This window comes from Vibrio hannami (genome assembly GCF_029589055.1).
Taxonomy (GTDB): domain Bacteria; phylum Pseudomonadota; class Gammaproteobacteria; order Enterobacterales; family Vibrionaceae; genus Vibrio; species Vibrio hannami.
This window is the reverse complement of record NZ_JARQZP010000003.1, coordinates 1,916,790-1,942,721: the sequence shown is the minus strand read 5'-3', so window position 1 is coordinate 1,942,721 and position 25,932 is coordinate 1,916,790. Positions and strand designations below refer to the sequence as shown.

Annotated in this window: 23 protein-coding genes; 15 read left to right on the top strand and 8 right to left on the bottom strand. The window is 44.4% G+C overall.

Features of this window, described 5'->3' with window-relative positions:
- Nucleotides 1-4: 4 nt before the first annotated feature.
- The 3 genes from P7F88_RS10440 to P7F88_RS10430 are packed head-to-tail and all read right to left on the bottom strand — an operon-like array spanning nt 5 to nt 4,278.
- The gene (locus P7F88_RS10440) at nt 5-2,401 is read right to left on the bottom strand and encodes a glycoside hydrolase family 31 protein (RefSeq protein ID WP_277824382.1); all 2,397 of its coding nucleotides are present in this window, start codon (nt 2,399-2,401) and stop codon (nt 5-7) included.
- A 51-nt stretch (nt 2,402-2,452) separates the two neighbouring features.
- A complete protein-coding gene (locus P7F88_RS10435; protein WP_277824380.1) occupies nt 2,453-3,754 on the bottom strand; it encodes a TRAP transporter large permease in 1,302 nt (433 codons plus the stop codon).
- A gap of 26 nt (nt 3,755-3,780) precedes the next feature.
- Nucleotides 3,781-4,278 (bottom strand): TRAP transporter small permease, encoded by a 498-nt coding sequence (locus P7F88_RS10430; RefSeq protein WP_277824378.1) that lies wholly within the window; start codon nt 4,276-4,278, stop codon nt 3,781-3,783.
- Nucleotides 4,279-4,616: 338 nt separating this feature from the next.
- On the opposite strand from P7F88_RS10430, the gene P7F88_RS10425 reads away from it, so the two are divergent.
- From P7F88_RS10425 to P7F88_RS10405, 5 genes are all read left to right on the top strand, one after another.
- Nucleotides 4,617-5,603 carry a TRAP transporter substrate-binding protein gene (locus P7F88_RS10425; RefSeq protein ID WP_277824376.1) on the top strand — a complete coding sequence of 329 codons (987 nt, stop codon included), beginning with the start codon at nt 4,617-4,619 and terminating at the stop codon, nt 5,601-5,603.
- A 231-nt stretch (nt 5,604-5,834) separates the two neighbouring features.
- On the top strand, nt 5,835-6,611 hold the full coding sequence (locus P7F88_RS10420; protein WP_277824374.1) for an FCD domain-containing protein: 777 nt from the start codon (nt 5,835-5,837) through the stop codon (nt 6,609-6,611).
- An 84-nt stretch (nt 6,612-6,695) separates the two neighbouring features.
- Nucleotides 6,696-7,877 carry a mannonate dehydratase gene (gene uxuA, locus P7F88_RS10415; RefSeq protein WP_277824372.1) on the top strand — a complete coding sequence of 394 codons (1,182 nt, stop codon included), beginning with the start codon at nt 6,696-6,698 and terminating at the stop codon, nt 7,875-7,877.
- Nucleotides 7,878-8,076: 199 nt separating this feature from the next.
- Nucleotides 8,077-8,556 carry a nuclear transport factor 2 family protein gene (locus tag P7F88_RS10410; protein ID WP_277824370.1) on the top strand — a complete coding sequence of 160 codons (480 nt, stop codon included), beginning with the start codon at nt 8,077-8,079 and terminating at the stop codon, nt 8,554-8,556.
- Nucleotides 8,557-8,883: 327 nt separating this feature from the next.
- Nucleotides 8,884-9,663, top strand: coding sequence for a hypothetical protein (locus P7F88_RS10405; RefSeq protein ID WP_277824368.1), 780 nt, complete (start codon nt 8,884-8,886; stop codon nt 9,661-9,663).
- A gap of 174 nt (nt 9,664-9,837) precedes the next feature.
- Here the strand turns inward: P7F88_RS10405 and P7F88_RS10400 are convergent, their stop codons facing one another.
- Nucleotides 9,838-10,311 carry a type II secretion system protein gene (locus P7F88_RS10400; RefSeq protein ID WP_277824366.1) on the bottom strand — a complete coding sequence of 158 codons (474 nt, stop codon included), beginning with the start codon at nt 10,309-10,311 and terminating at the stop codon, nt 9,838-9,840.
- Nucleotides 10,312-10,842: 531 nt separating this feature from the next.
- Here P7F88_RS10400 and P7F88_RS10395 point away from each other — a divergent pair.
- Entirely contained in the window at nt 10,843-13,908 is a 3,066-nt protein-coding gene (locus P7F88_RS10395; RefSeq protein ID WP_277824364.1) for an efflux RND transporter permease subunit, read from the top strand.
- Between the two features lie 74 nt (nt 13,909-13,982).
- Nucleotides 13,983-14,219 (top strand): putative hemolysin, encoded by a 237-nt coding sequence (locus tag P7F88_RS10390; RefSeq protein WP_277824362.1) that lies wholly within the window; start codon nt 13,983-13,985, stop codon nt 14,217-14,219.
- Nucleotides 14,220-14,294: 75 nt separating this feature from the next.
- On the opposite strand, the gene P7F88_RS10385 is transcribed toward P7F88_RS10390, so the two are convergent.
- Nucleotides 14,295-15,995, bottom strand: a complete 1,701-nt coding sequence (locus P7F88_RS10385; RefSeq protein ID WP_277824359.1) for an amidohydrolase — start codon at nt 15,993-15,995, stop codon at nt 14,295-14,297.
- A gap of 169 nt (nt 15,996-16,164) precedes the next feature.
- On the opposite strand from P7F88_RS10385, the gene P7F88_RS10380 reads away from it, so the two are divergent.
- Nucleotides 16,165-17,445, top strand: coding sequence for a phosphatase PAP2 family protein (locus P7F88_RS10380; RefSeq protein ID WP_277824357.1), 1,281 nt, complete (start codon nt 16,165-16,167; stop codon nt 17,443-17,445).
- A gap of 81 nt (nt 17,446-17,526) precedes the next feature.
- Here P7F88_RS10380 and P7F88_RS10375 read toward each other — a convergent pair whose 3' ends face one another.
- Nucleotides 17,527-18,171, bottom strand: coding sequence for a helix-turn-helix domain-containing protein (locus tag P7F88_RS10375; RefSeq protein WP_277824355.1), 645 nt, complete (start codon nt 18,169-18,171; stop codon nt 17,527-17,529).
- A gap of 403 nt (nt 18,172-18,574) precedes the next feature.
- Between P7F88_RS10375 and P7F88_RS10370 the strand changes: the two genes are divergently transcribed.
- The 4 genes from P7F88_RS10370 (at nt 18,575) to P7F88_RS10355 (ending at nt 23,522) form a co-directional block, all read left to right on the top strand.
- Entirely contained in the window at nt 18,575-19,363 is a 789-nt protein-coding gene (locus P7F88_RS10370; RefSeq protein ID WP_277824353.1) for a hypothetical protein, read from the top strand.
- Nucleotides 19,364-19,447: 84 nt separating this feature from the next.
- Nucleotides 19,448-21,994 carry a YadA-like family protein gene (locus tag P7F88_RS10365; RefSeq protein ID WP_277824351.1) on the top strand — a complete coding sequence of 849 codons (2,547 nt, stop codon included), beginning with the start codon at nt 19,448-19,450 and terminating at the stop codon, nt 21,992-21,994.
- Nucleotides 21,995-22,095: 101 nt separating this feature from the next.
- Entirely contained in the window at nt 22,096-22,719 is a 624-nt protein-coding gene (locus P7F88_RS10360; RefSeq protein ID WP_277824349.1) for a thioredoxin domain-containing protein, read from the top strand.
- A 161-nt stretch (nt 22,720-22,880) separates the two neighbouring features.
- Nucleotides 22,881-23,522: a hypothetical protein gene (locus tag P7F88_RS10355; RefSeq protein WP_277824347.1), complete on the top strand. Its 642-nt coding sequence runs from the start codon at nt 22,881-22,883 to the stop codon at nt 23,520-23,522.
- A 130-nt stretch (nt 23,523-23,652) separates the two neighbouring features.
- Here P7F88_RS10355 and P7F88_RS10350 read toward each other — a convergent pair whose 3' ends face one another.
- Nucleotides 23,653-23,973: a DMT family transporter gene (locus P7F88_RS10350; RefSeq protein WP_277824345.1), complete on the bottom strand. Its 321-nt coding sequence runs from the start codon at nt 23,971-23,973 to the stop codon at nt 23,653-23,655.
- A gap of 214 nt (nt 23,974-24,187) precedes the next feature.
- On the opposite strand from P7F88_RS10350, the gene P7F88_RS10345 reads away from it, so the two are divergent.
- Genes P7F88_RS10345 through P7F88_RS10335 form a run of 3 tightly spaced genes read left to right on the top strand, consistent with a single transcriptional unit; the run spans nt 24,188 to nt 24,799 of the window.
- On the top strand, nt 24,188-24,370 hold the full coding sequence (locus P7F88_RS10345; RefSeq protein ID WP_277824344.1) for a hypothetical protein: 183 nt from the start codon (nt 24,188-24,190) through the stop codon (nt 24,368-24,370).
- Nucleotides 24,363-24,563, top strand: a complete 201-nt coding sequence (locus P7F88_RS10340; protein WP_277824342.1) for a hypothetical protein — start codon at nt 24,363-24,365, stop codon at nt 24,561-24,563. Before P7F88_RS10345 ends, P7F88_RS10340 begins: the two co-directional genes overlap by 8 nt.
- Nucleotides 24,563-24,799, top strand: a complete 237-nt coding sequence (locus P7F88_RS10335) for a hypothetical protein (RefSeq protein ID WP_277824340.1) — start codon at nt 24,563-24,565, stop codon at nt 24,797-24,799. The genes P7F88_RS10340 and P7F88_RS10335 overlap by 1 nt, the downstream gene beginning before the upstream one ends.
- Here the strand turns inward: P7F88_RS10335 and P7F88_RS10330 are convergent.
- Nucleotides 24,792-25,892, bottom strand: coding sequence for a YibE/F family protein (locus P7F88_RS10330; RefSeq protein WP_277824338.1), 1,101 nt, complete (start codon nt 25,890-25,892; stop codon nt 24,792-24,794). The genes P7F88_RS10335 and P7F88_RS10330 overlap by 8 nt on opposite strands.
- Nucleotides 25,893-25,932: the final 40 nt, after the last annotated feature.

Here is a 25,932-nt window from a genome sequence, read left to right as displayed (position 1 = left end):
TTCCTTATCTGATTTCGCTCAGTGGAAGCTTGTCGCCATTTGCGTAAGCCTTTCCGTTAATAGTGATACTTCTCTGCTCAGAAGCTGGTAACTTGATAGCTAATTCTGTGTAAGCAGGAGTGAAGTCACCACGAGTCTCAATAGTCAGTTCCACCGATTCGAGTGAGCAGTTCATCTTGATATCCAGGCTCAGGAACTCACCGTCCAGATAGCGATTGGTTTCGCCATCATCATCAAACAGACTAACTGACGCCTCACCGCACCCTTTAAGTGGGAAGAGCTCAAGTGAGCGTTTCGTGTCTGAAGCAGCAGAGCTATAGGCAACACGTTCACTGGTCGGCAGAACAGTACCTGCACGAACCATCAACGGCAAAGTTTCTAATGGTGCGTCTACGGTAATGGTCTGCTTGCCTGCGAACCATTGTCCTGTGTAGAAGTCGTACCACCCAGTTGCGTTGTCTGGCAGATAGATGTCTCGCTCGCGCTGACCTTCTTCCACTACAGAAGCAACTAATAGATCTTTACCAAGCAGGTAGTCATCGCACTCTGCAAAGGTATTGGCATCATTTTCATGATCCAGGAAGGTCGGGCGCATCATCGGTTCGTCTTCGCTGTGTGCCTGCCATAGCAAGTTATAAAGATATGGCATTAAGCGGTAGCGAAGTGCCATCGCATCGCGGATGATTGGCGTCACCTCTGGATACATCCACGGTTCATTTACACTGCCATCATCATTCCATGAATGGATAGTGAAACGAGGATGCATAACGCCGTTCTGTACCCAGCGAGCAAATAGCTCAGGATCCGGACGTTCACCGGCAAATCCACCGACATCATGACCAAGGTTATACAAACCTGAAAGGCTCATTCCCAGCCCCATGCGAATGTTGTACTTCAGGCTGGTCCAGTTGGTGCGGTTATCACCACTCCAGGTTTGAACATAACGGTTCATGCCCGGACAACCTGAACGTGAAATCAGATAAGGGCGAATTTCTGGTGCATATTCAACCTGCGCTTCATAAGAGGCGCGCATCATTAACAGAGGTTGTAGCGGACGGATCAGGCTAACAGGGATCTCTTTACCAAAGCCGTGACACCGTGCGCCTTTGTCCCAGATCTCGTACTCATTGTTATCATTCCAGGTTGAGTCGATGCCTTTATCCAGCAACTGCTCTTTCACGTTATCCTGCCACCACTTGATGGTATCCGGGTTAGTAAAGTCCAAATGAGAACCGTCAGCATCCCAGAATACCGATTTTTCTGGCTCGTCCACTTCTGAATCGCGGATAAATAAACCCTTCTCTTCTGCTTCGCTGAATCTTGGGTGATCGTGCAACAGGCAAGGTTTAATGTTTGCTGCCAGCTTCAGTCCTGCTTCGTGGAACACATCCGACATCGCATTTGGGTTTGGCACTTTGTCGTAGTTCCAGTTAAATACGTATCGCTTGTTGCCAATCGATGTATAACCGGAAGAAAGCTGGAACGAGTCGCATGGAATACCGTTTGTTGCACATTTATCAACAAAACCTTCTAGTAGTTCCTGAGCGTTCTCTGCATCGGTGTACTGCATGGTGGAACCACTGTAACCAAGGCTCCAACGAGGACCAAAGATAGTACCGCCAGTCAGGCGAACGAATTTCTTAGAGACATTCGCAATGGTCTTACCCAGCATCATGTAGAAATCCAGGTCGCCATCTTCTGCGCGATAGCTACGGTACTTCACATGGTAATTATCCAGCTCGTTACCTAAATCGAACCAGCAACTAGCCAGGTTATCGTAGTAAAGACCGAAGCTCACCGCTTCGTCCTGCTCAGTCACACGAGTGATATAGAAAGGAATATGCTTGTATAGCGGGTCAGTGCTTGCTGCATCGTAGCCCATCGCATCCAGATTACGCATCTCAAAGCGGCGGCCACTGCGGTTTAGGTCACCCGCTTTCTCTCCCAGACCGTAATATTGGTCTGACAGGTTTCGATTCATGAAGTGCGCAACAGCGTTGTCAGAAACACCTAACTGGTAAGCACCCGTTTTACGGTCTGAAGCCAGCGGTAACCATTTCTCATCTGATTTATATTCCCACTCCATCCACAATGGTTGATGCAGCGTTAGGCGCAGCGCTTCTGTTTCGATAGTCAGGCGCTCGTCTTCGTTAATCAGATTGAACTCAGGGCAGCTAAAGCCCTCTGTTGAGAGCCTGTCTCGTCCTTCCCATGCGACGTCTTTACCATCTGGCGCGACGGACCAGCTTCTGTCCAGCCTCGCCTCACCTTTGTTTTTGAACATCACACGAATGATGTCTTGTTCTAGTACGAAAATATGCAGAAGATGACGTCCATCGCACTCAATATCGATGCGATTATTTTCAGTCGCTTTAAATTGCCACTGTTTTACAGATTTCATAATTATTTCCTAACGATATTAGGGCGGAGTGCTCCGCCCATATTCAATGGATTAGTAACCTAGTACTGTTTGAGGAAGAATCAGACTTAGCTGAGGGATAAATGTCACTAGCATCAGAGCCAGAATCAGTACCGCATAGAATGGCAGCAATGGTTTTACAACTTTGTCGATCTTCACTTTACCTACAGAACAACCGATAAACAGCGCACTACCTACTGGTGGAGTACAGATACCGATACATAGGTTAAAGGTCATCATGATGCCGAAGTGTACCGGATCCATACCCAGGTCCATCGCGATTGGCAAGAAGATCGGAGTAAAGATAAGTAGCGCCGGAGTCATATCCATAAACACGCCGATAATCAGAAGAATAATGTTGATTATCAGAAGGATGATGATTGGGTTTTCAGATACCGCCATCAGTGCGTCACTGATCATGTAAGGAATATCAGCATTCGCCATCGCCCATGACATGCCCATAGACGCGCCAATCAGCAGAAGTACGATGGAAGTAGTAACCACAGACTCAAGAACAATACTTGGTATCTGTTTTAAAGAAACTTCTCGATAGAAAACTACCGCTAGCAGAAGGGTATACACTACCGCAATCGCCGAGGCTTCAGTTGCTGTGAAGATACCACCTACGATACCACCCATGATAACCACAATAAGGCTAAGGCTTGGCAGTGCATCTAAGGTCTTTTTGATTACTTCAGAACGAGTTGGCTTAGGTGATACCGGGTAGCCACGCTTTTTCGCGAAGTAACCTGCAACTAGCATCAAGCCAAGACCCATTAGCATGCCAGGGATGTAGCCTGCTAAGAACAGTGCACCGATTGAAGTACCGCCAGAAATTAGTGAGTAAACAATGAAGGTGTTACTTGGCGGAATCAAAAGACCTGTCGGACATGACGTAATGTTAACCGCAGCAGAGTAAGCAGGGTCATAGCCTTCTTTCTTCTGTAGAGGAGCCATTGTGCCACCAACCGCAGCTGCAGACGCTACTGCTGAGCCGGAGATCGCACCAAACATCATGTTTGCAATCACGTTTACGTGCGCAAGTGAACCTGGTAGGCGACCACCAATGACTTTAGCAAACTCGATAAGCCTTAGAGCGATACCGCCCTGGTTCATAATGTTACCAGCGAGGATAAAGAACGGAATCGCCAACAGAGCAAAACTGTCCAGACCGGAGGCCATTTTTTGTGAAATTACCGCTATCGCAGATTCAAATGGTAACTGCAGCATTACCGTCAATAGTGACGCAACACCGATACCAAAAGAAATAGGTACACCTAGTCCAAGAAAGAGGAAAAAGGTACCAAACAATACAATTATTACCTGCCATTCCATCAGATTTCTCCTTTTATATTATTAGGTTAGCCGTTGACAGGCTTTTTCATCAGGTTGAGGTTATGCATCACATCTTCCAGCAGGTAGATGGTCATAAAGAATCCACTAAGAGGAATCGCGGCGTACACTAAACCCATTTCAATTCCCAGCGCAGGAGAAACCTGACCGGTAGACAGAGTTTTAAGCATTAGCGAACCGCCACCATAAATCATGATAACGACAGCAAAGAAAAGGCTGATTAGATTGATAAGCAAGTGTAAGGCAGCTTGTTTGGGTGGGTTGTGCTCCAGTTTAAAAGAGAGCAAGTCGATTGCCAGGTGGCGTTTTTTGCCAAGTGTGTAAGCAGCACCCATTAGACCAACCCAGATAAATAGAAAGCGAGCAATCTCGTCCGTCATCGTACTTGGGGAGTTCAAAACGTAGCGAGAAAAGACCTGCCATACAACGCATATCACCAGAAAGCTACTGAGCGAAATGCAAAACATAGACAGAGACTTATCCATCACTGAAATGAGCTTTTTCATTGTCCAATCCGTTTGTTTTATTAGTGATTCGATTCTCCACCAGTCACTTTATTAACCAGCGGTATGATTTTGTCTCATTATATTGCTTATACATCTCAGACCAAGAGAGATAGATCACACTAAATTGGCCAGACCAATTTGTATATTTTTGTTTGTGATGTCAGTCATCTTTTCGAGATGGTTTTATTGATGACCAAAAGATATTAGGCCAAATTAAAGTGGAAACAACGTGGACTGACATCTGTTCACAAAAAATAGATGAACAGAAGTAACTACAAGAAAGAGCAAACTAACCCGATTCAATACTCATATATAAAATTGAGAAAATGGAGAATACTATGTTTGGGAACAAAACTGCCGTAGCAACATTAATTTCATGTGCTATCGCTGCCACTGCTGCTTTACCTGCATACGCTGCAACAACGTTTAAACTAAGCCACAACCAGGACAGAAACCACCCAGTTCATAAGTCCATGAAATATATGGCAGATGAAGTTAAGAAACTGACTAACGGTGAAGTAAAAATCCGCATCTATCCTAACGGTCAGCTTGGTACTCAGCGTGAATCGATGGAGCTAATGCAGAACGGCGCATTGGATATGGTGAAGTCTAACGCGAGTGAGATGGAATCCTTTGAGCCAGCTTACGGTGCATTCAATATCCCTTACATTTTCCACGACCGTGACCACTACTACCGCTCAATGGAAGGCGAAGTTGGCCAGAAAATTCTTAAAGCATCTGAAGACAAAGGCTTTATTGGTCTGACCTATTATGATGGTGGTTCTCGTAGCTTCTACGCAAACAAAGAGATCAAGAGCCCTGCAGATCTGGCAGGCATGAAGATTCGTGTTCAGCCAAGCCCTACAGCAGTAAACATGATCAAACTAATGGGTGGCTCTCCTACCCCACTTGCTTACGGTGAACTATACACTGCACTTCAGCAAGGTGTTGTAGATGGTGCTGAAAACAACCCTACTGCACTAACAAACTCACGCCATGGTGAAGTAGCTAAGATCTACAGCATGGATGAGCACACAATGATCCCTGACGTACTTCTTATTAGTACAACATCATGGAACAAGCTGACTGACGAGCAAAAAGACCTGGTGAAACAAGCTGCTGATGATTCAATGGCTTACCACAAAGAACTGTGGACCAAGATGATCGACGAAGCAATGGATAAAGCTAAGAGTTCAATGGACGTTAAAGTTGTAAGTGTTGACAAACAAGCGTTTATTGATGCGGTTAAACCAATGCATGATGAAGCATTGAAAAACCCAGCAATCAAAGACTATGTACAAGGTATTGATGCTCTAGCTAAGTAATCACCACGACAGGAAGCCCTGCTCGGGCTTCCTGAATTACCTTAGAAGCTATTCCTGTTTAGCTAGATACGCTTAGCAAGCAGAACTGGATAAAGAGTAATAGCATTTATGAAACGAATTTGCTCAGAAAAATACATTCGCCGCATCAATGCAAGTACCAATTGGTCGGGTATTTAGATATCATGTCAGACCAAATTTCTGAGCAATAAGTTATATGACGGGTTAAATCATATGAGTAATTCCAAACGTCTGTACCAGCAGATTGGCCTGAAACTGAAGGACAAAATCTCAGCTGGTGAGTTCAAGGTAGGTGATAAGTTACCACCTGAACGTGAAATTGCTGAAAGTATGGAAGTGAGCCGTTCGGTTATCCGCGAATCACTCATCATGCTTGAGCTACAAGATATCGTCAAAGTTAAAAAAGGATCCGGTGTTTTTGTCATCAACACTCCAGAACAAGCTCAACAACTGGCGGCTGAATCGCTTAAGCCAGCAGAAGTTGTTGAACAGGAACAGGATGACGATGCTGGACCATTTGAAATGCTTCAGGCGCGTCAGTTTCTTGAAAGCCGCATCGCAGAATTTGCAGCATCTCAAGTTACTAAAAATGACATCTCGCGCTTGCGTGAAGCATTAGACATGGAACGCATGCATCTGGAGAAAAACGACCTCGATTATGAAGGGGACGAAATGTTCCACATCGTAATCGCAGAGGCAACACAAAACAGTGTCCTGTGCGATATGGTGCGAGAGATGTGGGTTCGAAGAGAGAAGAGCGCGATGTGGCGACAGTTACACGAGCGTATTTCGAACCAGGATTATCGTCAGCGTTGGTTGGCGGATCACGAAAAGATCTATATGGCATTGGTTCGCAAAGATCCTGTCGCAGCACGCGAAGCAATGTGGCAGCACCTTGAGAATGTAAAAGAAACCCTGTTTGAGTTATCTGATGTGGATGACCCAAGATTCGATGGATTCTTATTTAGCTCTTACCCGGTTGCTTCGTAGAACACTATTGACTCGTAAAACACAATAAAAGAGCAAACATAACCCGCTCTGCATTTAAAGCTCAGAAATTTAAAGGTGAAAGTTATGGAACAAACATGGCGTTGGTATGGCCCGAACGACCCTGTCTCGTTAAACGATATCAGACAGGCTGGTGCAACTGGTGTTGTCACCGCTCTACATCATATCCCTAATGGTGAAGTCTGGACGATAGAAGAGATTGAAAAACGCAAGTCGCTATTGGAAGCCAACGAACTAACATGGTCGGTAGTAGAGAGCGTTCCGGTACACGAAGAGATTAAGACTCGAAGTGGCGATTACGCCAAATGGATCGATAACTACAAAGCGTCTCTGGAAAATCTGGCACGCTGCGGAATCGACACTGTGTGCTATAACTTTATGCCTGTTCTTGACTGGACTCGTACCGACCTTGAGTATGAACTAGCTGATGGTTCCAGAGCGTTGAGATTTGATCAAATTGCTTTTGCGGCTTTTGAACTTCATATCCTTAAACGCCCAGGAGCAGAAGAAGGTTACTCCGAAGAAGAACAAATACAAGCTAAAGCGTATTTTGATGCCATGTCTCAGGCAGACATTGATAAGTTAACGGCTAACATTATCGCTGGACTTCCTGGCGCGGAAGAAGGTTATACCCTTGATGAGTTCCAGGCGCGACTAGACACATACAAAGATATTGATCGCGATACGCTACGCAACCATATGGCCCTGTTTCTGAAAGAGCTAATGCCTGTATGCGAAGCCCATGGCTTGAAGCTGGCAGTTCACCCGGACGATCCACCGCGCCCTATTCTGGGCTTGCCTCGAGTAGTATCAACTATCGAAGATATTGATTGGCTAACGGAGAATGTTCCTAGCCAGATGAACGGCATTACAATGTGTACAGGTTCTTATGGTGTGCGTGGCGACAACGATTTGGTCAATATGATCGAAAAACATGGAGACCGTATTTACTTCACCCACCTGCGCTCAACTCAGCGAGAAGAAAACCAGATGAGCTTCCACGAAGCTGCACATCTGGAAGGTGATGTGGACATGTACAATGTGGTAATGGCACTGCTCAAAGAAGAAAACCGCCGTAAAAGTAATGGCGAAACCCGCCTGATACCAATGCGACCAGATCACGGCCATCAGATGATTGACGATCTTAATAAGAAAACCAACCCAGGTTACTCCTGCATCGGTCGACTTAAAGGTCTCGCAGAAATCCGTGGTGTAGAGATGGCGCTTCAAAGATCGTTCTTTGAGTAGTCTGCCCATTACTTGTTTCAGCACCAAACGGCTCGCATAACGCGAGCCGTTTTGCTTTATACCTACCAATTATTGCTGTTTTAGATAACTTGGTTTTGCCTGTCTGTGCATTGATAAGATACCAGCGTCATCGGATATTGAGCCTTACTGATAAATTAGATACACAAGCTTGTTATCTTTCGGGAGATTCGATACCACCATGAAAAAATCACTATTTACCACTGTTCTATCTCTGTCGCTCTTTTCTGCTGTAAGCCACGCTTCGCCAGAGCCAGTGTGCAATAACGAAACTATATGCGAGCTGGGCACTCAGGCAGAGCAAGCATTCTTTGAAGGCTTTGCAACTGGCGACTGGACAGGCTTTAAACAAATGCTGAACAAAGATGACCTTATCTTTCAGTTTCCTGACGGCCCCTTCAAAGGGCGCTCTGTAGGAAAGCAAGGTTACGACAATATCATCACATGGATTGACCATAACGTTAAAATGGAGAACCGTATCCACGAGAGCACCAGAAACCAAAGATTTGGTGTCAATGACTGGTACTACTTTGCTGATGAAGCAAAAGGAACGTTTTACGATAAAGACTATGTAGGTAGCCACTTTATCGGATTTAGATTTAACAACGGAAAGATTGTTGAATACCGAGAGTATGTGGGCGATCTAACCAACTGGAAATAACACAAGTTAAAGTAGGGAGGAGTAAATAACGCTCCCCCCGACACCTATTTCTTCTATCGGCAATATAGCCACTCAGATATGGATGAGCATATTGCTTTCTATGAGATCCGCCGTATTGATTGGGCGGAAGCAGCTAACTCAACCCCATACACAACCCCTACAGAATCACAAATAGACTAAAACTCCAAAATTAATCGCACTTAATGACACAAAATTCACATTAGCAATCATTATTGATATTTACTTGCTGATTTTTTGGTTTAAAATCGCCAACATTATCGATGGTCAGATACTACTGGCCAATTTATTCCTCATAGGTAATCAAAAATGAAAAAAGCAGTATTAGCCCTATCAGTGGCTGCAATAGCTTCACCAGTAATAGCAGATGAAAACGCTCCAAACCCAAGTGACCTGACCCAGGTTAACTCTTTTGCATTCGGTACGGTAGATAACGACGGCACTGTAAAAGGTATGGTTGGTCTTGCTGGTCAGTATTCCGAAGGAAACAACTTTATCGGTCTTGTAGAGCATGGTACAGCAACTAAGAACATTGACGGCAAGAAAGCTCAAGACTCTCGTCTACGTTACTTTCAGGTGCTGGATACTGATATGGCAGCTATGCCACAAGCGGGTTTCTCTGTTGACTACATGAAAGGCTGGGAACATTACAACGGCACGGGTACTGACATTGTTGCCCTTGGCGCCATCGCAAAAGTAACCACACCTTGGGAAGAACTAGCTATCTTCCCTAACGTTGCATACGTTACTGGTAAAGCAGAAGCTGGGAACATGAAAGCAGATCTTTCTGGTTACCAGGTAAACCTATTTGGTTCTCTGGTAGTAGGCGAAGCAGGTGAATATATCGTATTCCAGCCTCAGTACATGCACCTTGACGGCAAGCCTAGATTTATTAATGCAGACAAAGCTACGGCTGACGTATTTAAAGTAAAAACGGGTTACGGTCAGGCAATCTCAGCAGACGGTAAATGGTGGGTAGAAGCATCACACACCTACACACGCACTGACGCAGAACTAAAGACTTCAGGTACGAACCTAATCAAAGATAACGATAACAAGTTTGAAGTTGGTGTTTCTTACTACTTCTAATTGCTACAAAGAGGCCTACCTAATAGGCCTCTTTTCGTACGAGCAGTCAAAAGCACCTGGGCGCTAACACACCAGATGTTTTACCCATTACGTTAAACATGGGCTTAAACGTAGATCGAAAGCGGCCGCTAAATAGCGGCCGCTTTCGACACAAATTTGTTCTGCTAGTACGAATTAGCAACCATCTTTCTTGTAGATGAATGAGAAGGTGCCTTTATCAGCATCCTGGTTTACCTCAACATGACAAGCGTTGTCACTGTTCCACTCAAGACCTTCTAACGTGACATATGTTTTCTCGTCACCAGCGAAAGCAACCTCTTGCGACTGATAAACTTCATAGCCACTTAACTCTACAGCATTCTCCAGGTTCACTTTAGTATTCTTAATGTGGCCTTTTACCGTTTCAATTTTAACGCCATCCACCGTAATGTGACTTGCAGGATCTTGCTCTACACCGTTGATCGCAGCTTTACCAAACACAATGCTATCTGCACCACGAACAGCCCCTTCTGCTGCTTTAAGAGTGCTAATACGCGCGTCAGACTGAAGATTTAAAAACTTTGGTGCCGCAGTAGCAGCTAGAATACCCAGGATTACGATCACAACGACCATTTCGATAAGTGTGAAACCACTTGCTGTCTTTCTCATTTCTTTTCCTCATAGATTGATCGAATTCCTTGCTGGCAATCAGTCGAGGAACATCGAATTAAGATTTACGGGGGCGCATGCTACTCACCAAACCGACAAAATCAACCCAGTTAATTTCATATATGACACCAAAAAGACTATTAAAAATCGTTTATACTAACAAAAAGCCTTGCTCACTCTAGCGTGAATCAATTATGTCAATTTTGTGCAAATTTTATTTTGTGAGGTTTCTAGTTTTATTTTTGAGCAATAAACACTCATCCAAACCACCACGATTGGAACCAAAAGCACATAAAACCTAATAAACCAGATCTAGATCAGTAATTAACCAATTCATAACAATCATATTTGGATTTAACAAATCAATTATGATTTAATTGTCGGAAATATTGTAAAACCAGCTTCATTATTGATAGAGAGAATGACCAGGGATACATCTGATGTCATATATGCAGTCAACAGATGAACTAAAAAGGTTGAAGCGCTAGGTGATACACAGTAGCTGTATAATCGAATTGAAGGTAAATACATATGTTTAAGTTTTTCGTAAAGCGACCAAAGTTCGCCGTCGTGATCAGTATATTGATCACGTTAGTGGGTGTACTGGCAGCAATGCAATCGCCAATTGGTCGTTATCCTGACGTATCTCCGGTAACCATCGAAGTTTACACATGGATGGATGGTGCAAGTGCGGAAGTAGTAGCTAAGTCCGTAGCTCCGGTTATCGAACAGCGAGTTAACGGTACTCCTGGCATGGAGTACATGAAGAGTACAAACAACTCCGATGGTTCTTACTACCTTCAGGTGGTGTTTAACAACTCCGTAGATCCAGACAGAGCCGCAACACTAGTTAAAAACCGGGTTGATCTGGCAATGCCGGAATTGCCTAGCTCTGTGGTCACCAACGGTGTAACGGTAGAAAAATTCACCAGCGGTATGGTGATGGCCGTTGCTGTAACAGATGAATCAGGACAAGCTAGCGAACTTGAGATCAACTCATTCTCTGGCGGTCAGCTAAAAGAAGCGCTTCAGCGGATTAACGGTGTATCTAAGGTACAGATTGTCGGTGAAAAGAAATACGCGATGCGTGTTTGGACTGATCCGGTGAAGATGGCGAAATACCGCGTAAACATCGATGATATCGGTTATGCAATCACAGCTCAGAACAAAATTGCCGGTGCCGGCCGTATTGTTGGTGACAAGCTTGAATACTCACTGTCCGTTGATGGTGGTCTGAGTGAAAAAGCGCAGTTCGAAAACATTGTTATCCGTAACGCATCACTGTCTAGAAAAATTTTACTTAAAGACGTCGCACGAGTTGAGCTTGGAAGTGAAGCCTACGTAGCTAACGCTTATGTAGACAGTGGTAAAGGCTCTCTGATCTTTATCTATCGTACTCCGGATGCGAACGCAATGGATGTTGGTAGCCAGGTTAAAGATCTTATCTCAAACATCGATACTCAATTCAAAGTTGAGCCAGTATACGACACAACAGAGTTTGTCGCTGGCGCAATCCATACTGTAGTCGAAACCCTAGTACTGGCCGTTGCTATCGTATCAATGGTAACTCTGGTGTTTATGCAGTCTATCCGACTAACACTGATTACCGTTACTGCAATTCCGGTATCTCTGGTTGGTACTTTCGCCTTTATGCAGGCCTTTGGTATCGACATCAACATCATCTCAATGTTCGGACTGGTTATGGCGATTGGTATCGTGGTCGATGCCGCCATCATCGTAATCGAAAACGCAGAAGTAAAACTGCACGATGACCCGAACATCAGTATCGAAGATGCGATCATCGAAGCTGGTGATGTGGTTGTATCTCCTATCGTAGCAAGTGCGCTTGTACTATTAGCGGTATTTGCTCCAACCGTCTTTATGGACGGTATGACGGGAATTATCTTTGGTCAGTTCGGTATCGTACTCTGTTCTTCTGTAGTGGTAAGTACCGTTGTTGCACTTACGCTTACTCCTGCTCTTTGTGCGCTATTTATGAAGCGCGAGAAAAAAGGCGTACTAGCAAGAAGTATCGAAAAGCTAATCTCATTCAAGATTGGTGGCTTTACCATGCTAACGAAAGGCGCAGTTCGCCTTCCGATTTTATCTATCGCTCTACTTGGTGGCTTGCTTTACCTTACCGCTCAGGAAGGTCAACAGCTAAGCCAGGGTATGCTTCCAGAAGAAGACACCAACGGTGTATTCGTTATCGCTTCTTTCCCTCCTGGTACATCTCTACCTGTAACGGATGCAGCATTTAAGGAGCTGAGTGACGAAGTAATGCAACTTGAAGGCGTGAAAAACGTTATTGGCGCAAGTGGCTTTAACCTGTTAACCAGTTCTCCAGAGATGAACTCTCTGATGATGGTTGCAACTATGTCACCAATGACAGAACGTAACGTATCAGATGCTCAGCTGGCAGAGCAAATCAACGGCATTCTTGCAACGAAAACAGAACAAGGTTTGTTTGGTTTCGCATTTAAACCACCAGTAATCCCAGAACTTGGTACTGTTAACGGTGTTAGCCTGACTATCAACGACTCTCTGTCTCGTTCTCCTGCGGAGCTAGCGGTACTGGTTGGCGGCATTCTTGAAAAACTGAATGCGAGTGATGACATCAACATGGCTTACACACAGTTTAACGTTGATAAGCCAGCACTTAAGCTGAATCTTGATCGTCTTGCTCTAGACAAGTACGGCGCAGACTACTCAAGTGTAATCACTGGCCTGCAAACTTTTATGGGCGGCATGTACATCAACACATTCAACATGAACGGCCGTAACTACAAGGTAATGCTTCAGAACGATCCAAGCTTCCGCAAAAATCAAGAAGCACTGGGAGAGCTAAACTTCGTTCAGGGCAATGGTCGTACTATTCCGGCGACTAAGGTACTAACGATTGAAGAGATTTCCGTACCTTCATTCCTTGATCGCTTTAACGCTATCCAGTCTGTTGGTATCGACGCGATTCCATCAGTATCAAGTGGTGACGCAATCCGCTTTATTCAGAACATGGACCTGCCAGAGGGTATCAGCATTGAGTTCACTGGTACCGCTCTTGAAGAGATCAAGGCTGGTAACCAGGTAGTGGTTGTATTTTCACTAGCGCTACTTATCTGCTTCCTGGTACTGGTAGCACAGTATGAGTCATGGTTAATTCCTACAGTAATCATGCTGACTGTACCAACTGCAGTAACCGGTATCGTTGGCGGTGTAATGTGGCTTGGCGGAGACATCAACATGCTAACTCAGTTAAGTGCGGTCCTTCTTATTGGTATGACAGTACGAAACGCTATACTTATCGTAGAATTTGCTAAAACACTACGTGAGCAGAAAGGACTGTCAATAAAGGACTCGGCAGTTGAAGCACTTCGCCAGCGAGCACGAGCAGTGTTTATGACTGCATTCAGTTTCGGTGTTGGTCTTGTCCCTCTGATGCTGGCGAACGGTGTTGGTAGTGGTGGTCAGCAAGCACTGGGCTTCGCATCGTTCGGCGGTATCGTAACGGCAACCTTTATTGGCTGTATATTCGCTTGCGTGTTCTTTGTTGTTATTCAGCAACTACGTGAGCTGGGCAAAGCTAAGCCAGCAGTTTAACCAAACTAGACATGATGGCTGTATCTGTGCAGCCATCTTACTAAACTTTTATTGCACTCCTGGAGTCATAAAACATGAAAAATATCAAATTACTAAGCCTTGCAATACTAACTGTTGGTGTAGTCGGGTGTTCACAAGATACTTCTGAAAAACCAATTGGCATGGCTAACCCAGCAAGCGAATACTGTGCAGAGGTCGGTGGTGAATCTATCATCAAAGAGACCGAAGATGGTCAGTTAGGTTACTGCAAACTTGAAGATGGCGTACTTATTGACGAGTGGGACCTGTACCGTTCTCGTAAAGAGAAGTAAGATCTTACGTTTAGTTTGAAAAAATGGCCTGACAGCGATGTCAGGCCATTTTTCTATTAAGTGGTATCTGTATGTTTATTTGGCTTCGTATACTAGCTCACCATTAAAGTAAGTCTGCAATACTTTGGTATCGTGCACGGTACGAATTTTCTCATCAAAAATGTTTTTGTCCAGCACGATAAAGTCTGCGTATTTACCTTCTTCGATAGAGCCCAGCTTGTCACCTAAACCAATCGCTTTTGCACCGTTAAGTGTTGCAATTTGGATAGCCTCTTCCAGTTTAATAGCACTGAAATCAAACGCCGTTGTCTTTGAACCACCCGGTACTTCACGAGTCACCATAGATTCTATCGCAAGCCAAGGGTTTGGAGAGAACGCTACGGTCCAGTCAGAGCCGTATGAAATAAGAGTACCTTTGCCAAGAAGCTGGCGAATTGGCCACATGTATTTAACGCGTTCGCCAATGTCTTTTTCGATGATACCTATCGCATCAGATGGGAACCAAAGAGCTGGAGATGCCTCATACACCACGTTCAGCTTATGGAAACGTACGTAGTCTTTCGGGTTAGTAAATGTACCGTGCGCAATACTGTGATAGCGGCCATCATCGCGGATAGGAAGTTGAGAAAGGTTATCCAGCATCATACTGATAGAGCCATCGCCAATCGCATGCACTTTGAAAACAAACCCTTGCTTCTCGAGACGCTCCATCTCTTCCATCACGTCTTCCTGAGGAATTCGTAACATACCTTTGTATTTTGTGCCGATAAACGGTTCCAGCATTACAGCAGTTCGACCTGCTGCTGAACCATCCAAGATGTACTTAATACCGTACGGGTAGACGTGTTCGCTGGCAAACTTATCTTTGTTATCGATAAGATACTGCTGTGCATCTTTAGCGCTCTGCTCAGGAGTATTAAGCGGAGATGAAATACTCACATGCATACGGATTTTCATCTGGTCTTTATCTTCGAGATATTTATAAGCATCGAAGTTTCTCTTTACACCGTATGCATCATTCATCGCAGTAACGCCATACGAGTGCATTTCAGAGAAAAATGGCTTCATACCTTGATCAGCCCATACTTCCAGTGAAGGGTTGTCGAGCGCAGCAGTTACCCACTCCGAAACGGTTTCCCTGACAACACCGGTAAGCTCACCATTTTCATCTTTTACCAGAATACCACCAGCAGGCGGCGCGGTATCTTTAGTGATATTAAGCTCTTTAAGTGCCATGCTGTTGAGTAGCATAGCGTGAGCACCCTGATCCCAAAGGGCTACTGGTCTATCATCGATGATCGCGTCCAGTGACGATTTGTGAGAAGGAACGTCGGTACCCGATATCACCTCGCCATTGTCAGCTAACCAGTTAAGGTTACCGCCGTATATCCATTTTTTGTCAGGATACTTAGCGCGATACTCTTTCAACTTTTTGGTGACAGTTTCCCAGGAGTCCATCGGTGAGACAAAAATGTTAAGGTAGTTGTCCGCGCCCATATCAGGGTGAATATGCTCGTCCACAATACCCGGCATCACCATTTTTTCGTTCAGGTTTACAAACTTTGTCGATTTGCCCTTATATTTACCTGTTCCTGCAATATCACCAACGTAAATAATCTTCCCGTTCTCTACAGCAAATGCTTCCGCCCATGGCTGAGCATCATTAACGGTGTATACGTTTGCGTTGTAATAGATATAATCAGCGTCCGCTTTAACCTCTGCGTATACGCCAAAGCTCAAACAAGCTAATAGAGAGGTGATTGCTACTCTTTTCATCATTCATCCTTTTACATCGGGGTTTCGTAACAAAATAAACCTGTGTTACTCTCAAGTGTATATTTTTTAATACTTTTTAAGTAAAAATCACATTTATTGTAAATATGCATACACACACAAGATTGCCGCATGTCATTATATACACATGTAAATCATAAGTAAGAACAATATGAACAAAATGAAAATTAGTTTAGCTGTTGGTTTGCCTCTTCTCTTTAGCCCTTTAGCAAATGCCGACAACTTCATCACAGACTCAGTGGACGACGATATCGTCGTGGCCGGGGATATTATTCAGGTTGCCCTGCCCTTGACTGGCCTGTTTGCAGCCTGGGTTCATGATGATCCAGAGGGCGCGAAGCAGCAGGCTTATACGTTGGGAAGCACCATAGCAATCGTACAGACGGGTAAGTTTGCTGTGGGTAGAACCAGACCAAATAAATCGAATACCGCATCCTACCCATCCGGACACACGGCGGCTGCGGTCTCTGGTGCCTCGTTTCTTTACAATCGATATGGCCCAGCCTGGGGCTTACCGGCCTATGCGGCTGCCACTTTCGTAGGTGCGAGTCGCGTTCACGGAAATCGTCATTTTGCTGATGATGTGTTAGCCGGGGGTGGTATTGCATTTTTAAACAGCCGTTACTGGGTATCTGAGTTTGAACGCGATGGTGTTAACGTTATGGCAGTACCAAAAGATGATGGTGTGATGCTAACGGTTCAGATTGAGAATCAGGCTTTTGACTACAATAAACCAAAGAAAAAAACCGTTCTTGCACGTGATTATCGATATAAACATAGCTTCACGCTGAACTTAGGAGCTGATCTTCATGATTCAATGGGCGATATTGATAGTAACCCGAGCTTTGAAAATTCCGAACCTCTTGACCCCAACCAACCATTTTCGAGCGCCCTTTACGAATACATGATCGACAAGGATAGCTCTATCGAGGTTGCCCTAAACCCAAATGAAACTCGTCGTGAAGGTACCATCGTCGGTACGTTAGTTTTAGATGATCACACCTATAATGATGGTGAAGAGTTTATCGCATCCCTTCGTCAATGGGGTTTTGGCGCTAACTATATGAAGCATTGGCGTTTAGAAGATAACCTGAAAGTGGCTGCTGGCGCAGGTCTGTTTGGTTACCATATTCAACTGCAATCGGAACTGATTGAAGGCGGCAAGTACGAATCTATCAGAGATAATTTGTTACTCCCATCAGTAGCGGCCAAAGCACAGTACTTCTTCGCACCACAATGGTCAGTTACCAGTCGGATGGATCTTCAATACCTTGACGATCATTCATTCTATGCAGAAGCGGGGGTTCACTATCACGTAACACCTTCATGGCAAGTGGGTGCGCAGTATGGCTATCAGCATAGTAACTGGAGAGATATAAAGTTAAGTTACGATGCACACGTGGCCATGATCAGCATAACCAATCGTTTTTAAATCGCGTTTTCATACAAAACTAAAAGGGCGAACTGAGTTCATTCAGATCGCCCTTTTATTATCTTGTGCAGTCAAAAACTGTTATCGACGTTTCGCCCAGGTTCCCCAACAAGCGATACCCAACACCTCAATTTCGCTTTCAGGAAGTGAGTGTATTGGATTTCGCGAAGTATCATCCCCGTACCAAACATGAACCGTATCCGCTACTTTAACCAGAGTGAAAAAGTCTGGCACCGGGTTGTCACCGATACGAGCCAACACTAGATCATCATTTACCCAGTTAGCACTGGTATCGATAAGTGCCGCACAATCCCATGTGTGTGAAATATTGCCTTGTGCAGGGTAAACCACACCAAAGTGTCCGCTATGTTCTTTATGAACTGGCATCTTAGTAACAACTGGCGCTTCACCAGTTTCAAGAAACCTAGCGATATCCGCACGGCTATACACATTTACTGTTACCGCTTCACTGGTGACCATCTTATTCACTGTGTCTTCATCGGTGTACTTATCACCAATACCAAATGCCAGCCAGTGAGGCTGAACGCCTAAGTATCGGGCGATATCAGAGATCTCTTCTACACTCGGATAGGTACGATTGTCAGATCTGGACAAGTATCTGCCTACTGTCGCCTTACCTCTGCCTATACCATTCGCTAAGCTCGCGTTGGTCTCACCTCGCTCTTTCAGCAAAGCGACTATTCTGTCCTGATAATTTTCCTGCATCGGTAAATCACTCACCTATAACAATTTTTATTGAAATCAAATATGAAACATAGCCAAAGGTAAAACAGTTACCCTGACAATTCAATCGAAAGCGATGAAAACTGAGATTTACATCATTCTCGGAGAGGCAAAATAGCTCAATTTACATACTTCTCCGTACTGCTAAGTTGCCATTTTCGATTTCAAAAACCCACTTATGAAACATTCCCATTACATCAAAGCTACCTATGTCAGGAAATTATCAAGATGGTGTCAAATACGAAAAATGAGTATTCACATATGATATTTGAGTGTGTAACATCCATCTCGAAATCAAATATGAGACCAACAACTTAGCTTAGGTTCACATTTAGCACATGGAATTGGTCAAGTTTCATTACTCTATACAACTTAGGATAAACTAATGAAAAAACTAACAGTAGCATCAGCTGTACTAGCAGCAATCACCGCTTCTTCTGCATTCGCAGATACGTCTGTAGAGGTTTACTCTGATCGCAGTACTTCTGCTGGCAATTTTTTTGAAGGTGCTAAAGGTGCCACTCAAGGCGTTGTAATCGGTCACTCTCCGATGGAAAACCTTGGCCTTGCTGCTGAATTCACAACAAACAAAGAAATCGACCTAGGCGTAGCTTACAAGTTCGACGTTACTGAAAACTTCTACGTAAAACCTCAACTAGGTTATGTTGTTAAGTTCAAAGATGGTTACGCAGACTCTTGGGATGATCTACCACCACTTAAGCCAGGTGACTACACAAGACTAACTATTGAAGATCCAAACTCTGATGTTGTAAAAGCAGGCCTAGAAGCTGGTGCCGCTTTTGGCGAGTTCTTCGCATCTGCTCGTTACCGTATCGATTTTGATATCGAAGCTGACAAAATTTCAGGTACAAACGTTAAAAACGGCGCATCAACTAACTTCTATAAAGAAAAAAGCCGTATCGGTCGTACTGACCTAATGGTTGGTTACAACATGGAAGCGGTAACACTTACTGCTAAAGCTATCCATAAGTCTCAGCTAAACAAAGATATTCGTAGCATCAACAGCACGTTTGGTGACACAAACTCTTTCTGGACTAGCGAAGTTAAAGCAACTCTAACTAACTTTGACAGCGTTGCTCCATACGTTCAGTTCGCTCGTAACCACGACACTAAAGACAACCAAATCAAGCTAGGTGCTAAGTTCGCGTTCTAATCGCACCTAAACCTCTCGTTTCAAACTTTTATTAAGTAATTCATTGGGAAAGGACTCCCCTGTTTACACATAGGTAATATTCCAATGAAAAAAACAATATTAGCTCTAACTCTTTCTACTGTATTTTCTGGCGCTGCATTTGCGGAGTCAGCTAACCTGAACGGCTTTGGTGATGGCGCCAGACTGACTCATTCATACAACAAGGTTGCAGAGAAGATCTCTGAAATCGACCCTAATCTGGGCGAAAAATTTACACGCTATGTAACTGGTGGTGCTGACTCTCGTGAAGAGCGTCGCGAAATCGCGTTTGAACTAGTTCGTGATGCACACGAAAGCGGTAACGGTGAAGCAATTCGTGAAGCATTAAAGAACGTATTCGTTAAGCACGATGGCAACCCTGTGTATGCAGATAAAGCGATGAGTGCATCAAACTCTCTAATTGCCGATGCAGCGGCTTATGCTCGTGATAACAATATGGATGTTGGTCTATCTAATAGCGAACTAAACAAGATCGTTACCGACAACTACAAGTGGGACGGTCAGGATATCGAAAAAGCTATCGAAGCAAACCACAAAGCTGTAAAAGAGCTTGAGAAATACCAGGAAGAAAACGATCCTGCTCGTATCATCAGTAAAGAAGTTGACGCTCGTATCGCTAAATCATCTGACAAGCTATACGCAGCAGGTGACCGTGAAGTTACTAAGCTAGAAACTGCCCTTACTAGCGTAAACGACTCTATCCGTGCTGATGGCGCTGCTGCTGTTAAAGCTTCTGAAGGCAAACTATACGCTGCTGGTAGCCGCGAAGTTGCTAAGATGGAAACTGCTCTTACTAGCGTAAACGACTCTATCCGTGCTGATGGCGCTGCTGCTGTTAAAGCTTCTGAAGGCAAACTATACGCTGCTGGTGGCCGTGAGGTAGCTAAGATGGAAACTGCTCTTACTAGCGTAAACGACTCTATCCGTGCTGATGGCGCTGCTGCTGTTAAAGCTTCCGAAGGCAAACTATACGCTGCTGGTAGCCGCGAAGTTGCTAAGATGGAAACTGCTCTTACTAGCGTAAACGACTCTATCCGTGCTGATGGTGCTGCTGCTGTTACAGCTTCTGAAGGCAAACTATACGCTGCTGGTGGCCGTGAGGTTGCTAAAATGGAAACTGCATTAACAAGCGTAAACGCTTCTATCCGTGCTGACGGCGCAGATCAAGTTGCGGCACTACAAGCTCAAATAGACCAGCTGAAAGCTTCCGAAAACAATGGCACAAACGATATCAGCGAAGACCGTATTCGCCTAGATGACGTTATCGCCAACTCAAAAACGGCTTACAAAGAGCTAAAGCACGACTCAGAGTATAACCGTTCTCAGGCTGACCTAGCTCACCGTCGCATTACAGCTACTGACGAAAACGTAGAGTACAACCGTTCTCAAGCTGATCTGGCTCATCGTCGTATCACTACAAACGAAGAAAACGTTGCATACACCCGTTCTCAAGCTGACTTGGCTCACCGCCGTGTTACTGACCTTGAGCAAAATGGTATTGCTGCTGGTCAAGCTGCATACGATAAGCTAAACGCTGCTGGTAGCCGCGAAGTTGCTAAGATGGAAACTGCTCTTACTAGCGTAAACGACTCTATCCGTACTGACGGTCAGACTGCATACAACAAGCTACGTGCTGAAGGTGGCCGTGAGGTTGCTAAGCTAGAATCTGTTGCTGATTCTCTGAACAAGAAAATCGACTCAATGGAAGGCGATGGCATCGAATACGTTCAGGCTAAAGCTGATGAAGCAGTTAAGAAGTCTTCTGCAAAGCTACGCGAAGATGGTGGCCGTGAAGTTGCTAAACTAGAAACGGCTCTTACAAGCGTTAACACTGCTATCCGCGCTGACGGTCAGAAAGCTTACAACAGCATTCAGGCTCAAGGTGGTCGTGAAGTTGCTAAGCTCGAAACATCACTTACTAGCGTGAACGATGCTATCCGTTCGGATGGTGCTGACCAAGTTGCTGCTCTACAAGCGCAAATTGATACGCTAAAAGCTAAAATTGACGAAGCTGGCAATAATAGTGGTAGTAAAGATGCTGTAATTAGCGAAGAAGTTAACAGACGTATAGCTTCAGCTAAAGCAGAAGGTCAAGCGGCAATCGACGCTCTTAGAAAAGAGATTTCTGAAAACGGCGGTAGCAACAATAGCGAAATCAGTAAAGAAGTTGATAAACGTATAGCTGAAGCAGCTGAAAAAATCGAAAGAGAAGCTGGTACAGTTGAAAAAGAAGCAGGTAAACAAGCTGCTCTAGCTTCTACTACGCTTTCTAATCACGAAAACCGTATTGGTTCTCTAGAACAAAGCATGGAAGCAATGGGTAACAGAATGCTAGCTGTTGAAGAGCGTATGGACGGTGTAGTTGCATCTGCTCACGCTATCAGCAACGCGCGCCCTGTTCTTTCTTCTGCTGGTCAGTACGGTGTTGGTGTTGGTATCGGTGGTGCTGGATCTAAGAAAGCTCTGGCTCTAGGTGGCGCTATGCAGTTCACTGAAAACTGGTCTGGCTCAATGTCTGTAAACTACGAGACAAAAGGTAAGGTTTCTTCTCACCAGTTCTCTGCAGGTGTTGGTGCTCAATACGTATTCTAATCAAGAATAACGTACACCCACTACAGAAGAGAAGTGTCTAAATGGCACTTCTCTTTTTCCCTAAAATAATTAAATCTCTCCTCCAATTATATAGGTCTGTTATGAATGATTTAACCAAGCACGCTACCGCTGCTTATATCTGTCTTATTGTGACACTTGTCGCTATCGGTTTTAAAAACATCCCTAAAGCGTTTGCCTCTCCTTTTGTAGAAAGTGTTCACTATGTGACTCTTGATCAGGACACTACCACTGAAAAAGAAGTTAAGGTTTTCTACTCTCCATACTGTAAGCCTTGCGCAGCGGTTCATACCCCACTACGCACTATTGCTAAAAAAGCAGACGTTGAGTTTGTAGATATCCCTGTAAAAGTTGGCCCGCTAGGCGAAGAATTTCAGGCAAGCATTGCAACAGCAAAGAAACAAGAGCTGGGTCATGAGTATGTTGATAGCCTGATGCAGAGCATTCACTTCAAGCCAAGTATTGCACCCAAAAGCAAAGATGATCTGGCAAACCTGCTGGAAACTTGTGGTGGCAGTTCAGTTGATTTTCGTCAAAGCTGTAAAAATGTAGCAGACGAAGTGGCATTGTTCGACAAACTAACAGAGCAGTACCGCATCACTGCTACTCCAACCATTATCGTAAATGGTAACAAGCAGATTAAACTGACTTCTCTTAAGAGCATGGCTGAGTTAGAACAACTTATTTTTGAACTAAGCAACTCTTAATCCATCCGAGCTACCTTAATCAATTCAGGTCACATGGGATGTGACTATAGAACCGGATCTCCCCCACTTTTTATTCAGCTTCAGCTATAGAGCTTTGTTCCATGAAGGTTTAGTATTTAGCCAATAACTATTTCAACACGTAAGACTCACAAGGAATGAATGTGGATAGTAAAACCCGCTCTGAGTTAGGAAACATCCTGACAGATCAAGAAAAGCTTCTGGAGATTCTTTCTAAAAACACCAATGCGTTGGAAGAATACCCAAACCTACAGTCCTACCTTACATCGAACAACCAAAAATCTGTCGAGTATCGGAAAGCACTGCGCGAGAAAAAGTTCACCAAAGAAGATTATCGTGACGCTATTCTGGAAATTCTAGACTGGTTTGGCTACGAAACCTGTACAGAACTGAATATGGACTTTGTGATAAACAGTGTTGCAGAAAAAGTCGGCGCCGATATCGATGCAATTAAAAACCTGACAGTTAAGGATATTGGTGCAGAAAATATCAGTCGACTACTGCATATGATGGGTCAGGCGATTTACGCTCAGGTAGACGACAAACCTTCTTTTCCCTGGGAAGCAACTAAGGGCCAGACAAATCATGCATTCTGGAAAAAGTGCCATCTTGCCTATGATGCGATGGTCAATGAAGGATATAGCAGCCATTACAAGCTGAACCTGTGGAGCCAGGCAACGATTGGGGTTTCATGCCCGCAAAGTTTCCCTAAATTTGCTCGTACTTATGGGGATCCGAGGTTAATTGAAAGCTGGCGTCAGTGGGCTGAATGGAGTGATGAGTAAGATCAGGTGGATATGATTGAGTAGATTCCTGCCTTCGCGGGCGCGCGAGGTGACGGGAATCTAATAGGGTCAGGCTATTGTTGTTTTATAGATTCCTGCCTTCACAGGAAAGACGGGGTTATCTTGGCTCCTAGTGAGCCACTCCACCACCCATGTTAATCATGGTTACACCACCAACAATCAACAGAATTCCAATCATTGTATTTGCGTTCGGGATGTTGCCCAGTACAGCCTGCACCAATGCAATTAATACGATACCAGTACCACACCAGATTGCATAAGCAGTTGAGCTAGACATACCACCCGCTGTAGCCAGAGACAAGAAGTAGAAAGCACCAGCGTATCCAGCAGCAGTACCTAATGAAGGCATTAGCTTAGTGAAGCCTTGAGTTAAAGGTAATAGTGTAGTTGCGATAACTTCTGAAATAATTGCGATTGCTAGATAACCCATGATGTCTTTCTCCTTCTCTTTGGTATGGGTCTATATTGCAATATCTTCCCATTTCAAGTGAATTCAATCGAAATTAGTGTTCAATTGAAATGCCAACATTAAATCCTTACCCACCTATAACAATCACATTTGATTTATTTGATTAAATTACAAATCACTATTGATGCACGGATATCAATATCCTGCTTCGTTATCCGATATAAAGAGGAATTACATGAGTATTGTTGCTAAAAGCAGAAACCACTCGAGCTCGGGCAATCTAAGCTTCGACTGGAAAGCCAAGCCACGTAAAACGGGAGGAAAAGATGCAAACAAGATATCTGAAATGGCATTCGAAGCCGCATTCGATTCCTGGAGTGAGCTATTGAAATGCCAAAAGAGTGATTCTAATGAGTAATAACAACAACGATTCACTATATTCGCTTGGTTTTACCCTTATCTGGACAGTTGTCGGCGTTGGTACATTTTTGGCGCTCTCATTGCTGCTCAATCTCGACATGATGATTATATGTATTGGAGTGCCGTTGATTCCTCTGATTGGGTTTTCATTGTCGGAAGAAATCGACGCAAGAGAACAGGACGGCTACTAATGAAAAGGCTTGAGTACTTTCTAACAATAACTGCTCCAATTTTATTAACCCTGATCACGTGTGGAATTACTCTTTTTGCAGAGCAACCAGAACGGGTCGGCGTTGCTTTTCTATACCTTGGCGGATTATTTGGCTCTATCTGGTTAATAGGCCTGATGATCCTTTTGGTACTGGAAAAGTACGTAAAGATTATTGAAGAACAACGGGCAAGAGATATCACCCGGCTGTTTAAATAACCGCAGCTGTATCTTCGGATCCGGCAACGACAAAACTCTTATCCAGCATATAACTGGCGATCCATGCGGTAACAGGTGCCACAATAATCAAAGCAAGGCTGCCGATCAGTGTACGGCAGATCTCTGAAGCAACCAGCTTCATATTCAGGATCTGCATAAGGCTGTTTCCTCGGGTTGCAAACAACATTAGAAGCGTTAAAAATCCACCAGCATAAGCCAACAGCAACGTTGTAGTCATGGTGCCGATAACCGCATTGCCTACTCGCAGGCCAGATTTAAGTAGATCGGAGCGGCTGATTTCAGGGTTGGTAATTTTAAGCTCTTCCATGGTTGCTGCCATTTCCATAGCCACATCCATTGCTGCGCCGCTGGCACCAACCAGAATTGCTGCATACAGGATACCGACCATATCGAGCTTCATTCCGTTTTCAAACAATAGCGGCTGTGCTAAAGGCTGAGTCATACCATCCAGGTGAAGCAATCTGCCAACAATCACACATAAAAGGGTTGTAACTAGAAGCCCGGCTGTCGTCCCCATTAGCGCTGCTTTGCCTTTAATTGTCCATCCCGCAACTGACAGGATGATCATTCCACTTAATACAAACACTGTAATGCTGGTAATCAATATTGGTGAGAATCCTGCCAAGAGCCCTGGTATCAGGATGCCAAAAATAATTCCAACAGAACCCATAAAAGAGAGTAGTGAGTAGAGCCCCACCTTTCGTGCATACATCAATAAGCCGCAGGCAAATAAAACCAGCAACCCAATCAGCACTGGTAATCGAAACAGAGCGACCGCGTGATAACGTCCATTCTGCTCTGCAACAACAATTCGGTCACCCACCTCATAAAACTCGTCGTATTCCATCGCTCCGACCAGCAAGTTGCTGATCTCTATCTGCTTACCCTCTACTTCAACTTGTAACTTTTGATCCCCTAACCTGCCTGTACCAACAATAGTGACTCGCTCATTGTTTACTACATCAACAGTCGCAATGTGGTGTGATACAGAGCTATCGTTCTTGAATCCAAAAGAGAGGTGATACATAAAAGCCGCTACCAAAGTAGCCAGAAGCAGAGTGAGTGCGCGCATGGAAAGAAATCCTTTAGAACCGATAAAAAGCAAGGCAGAG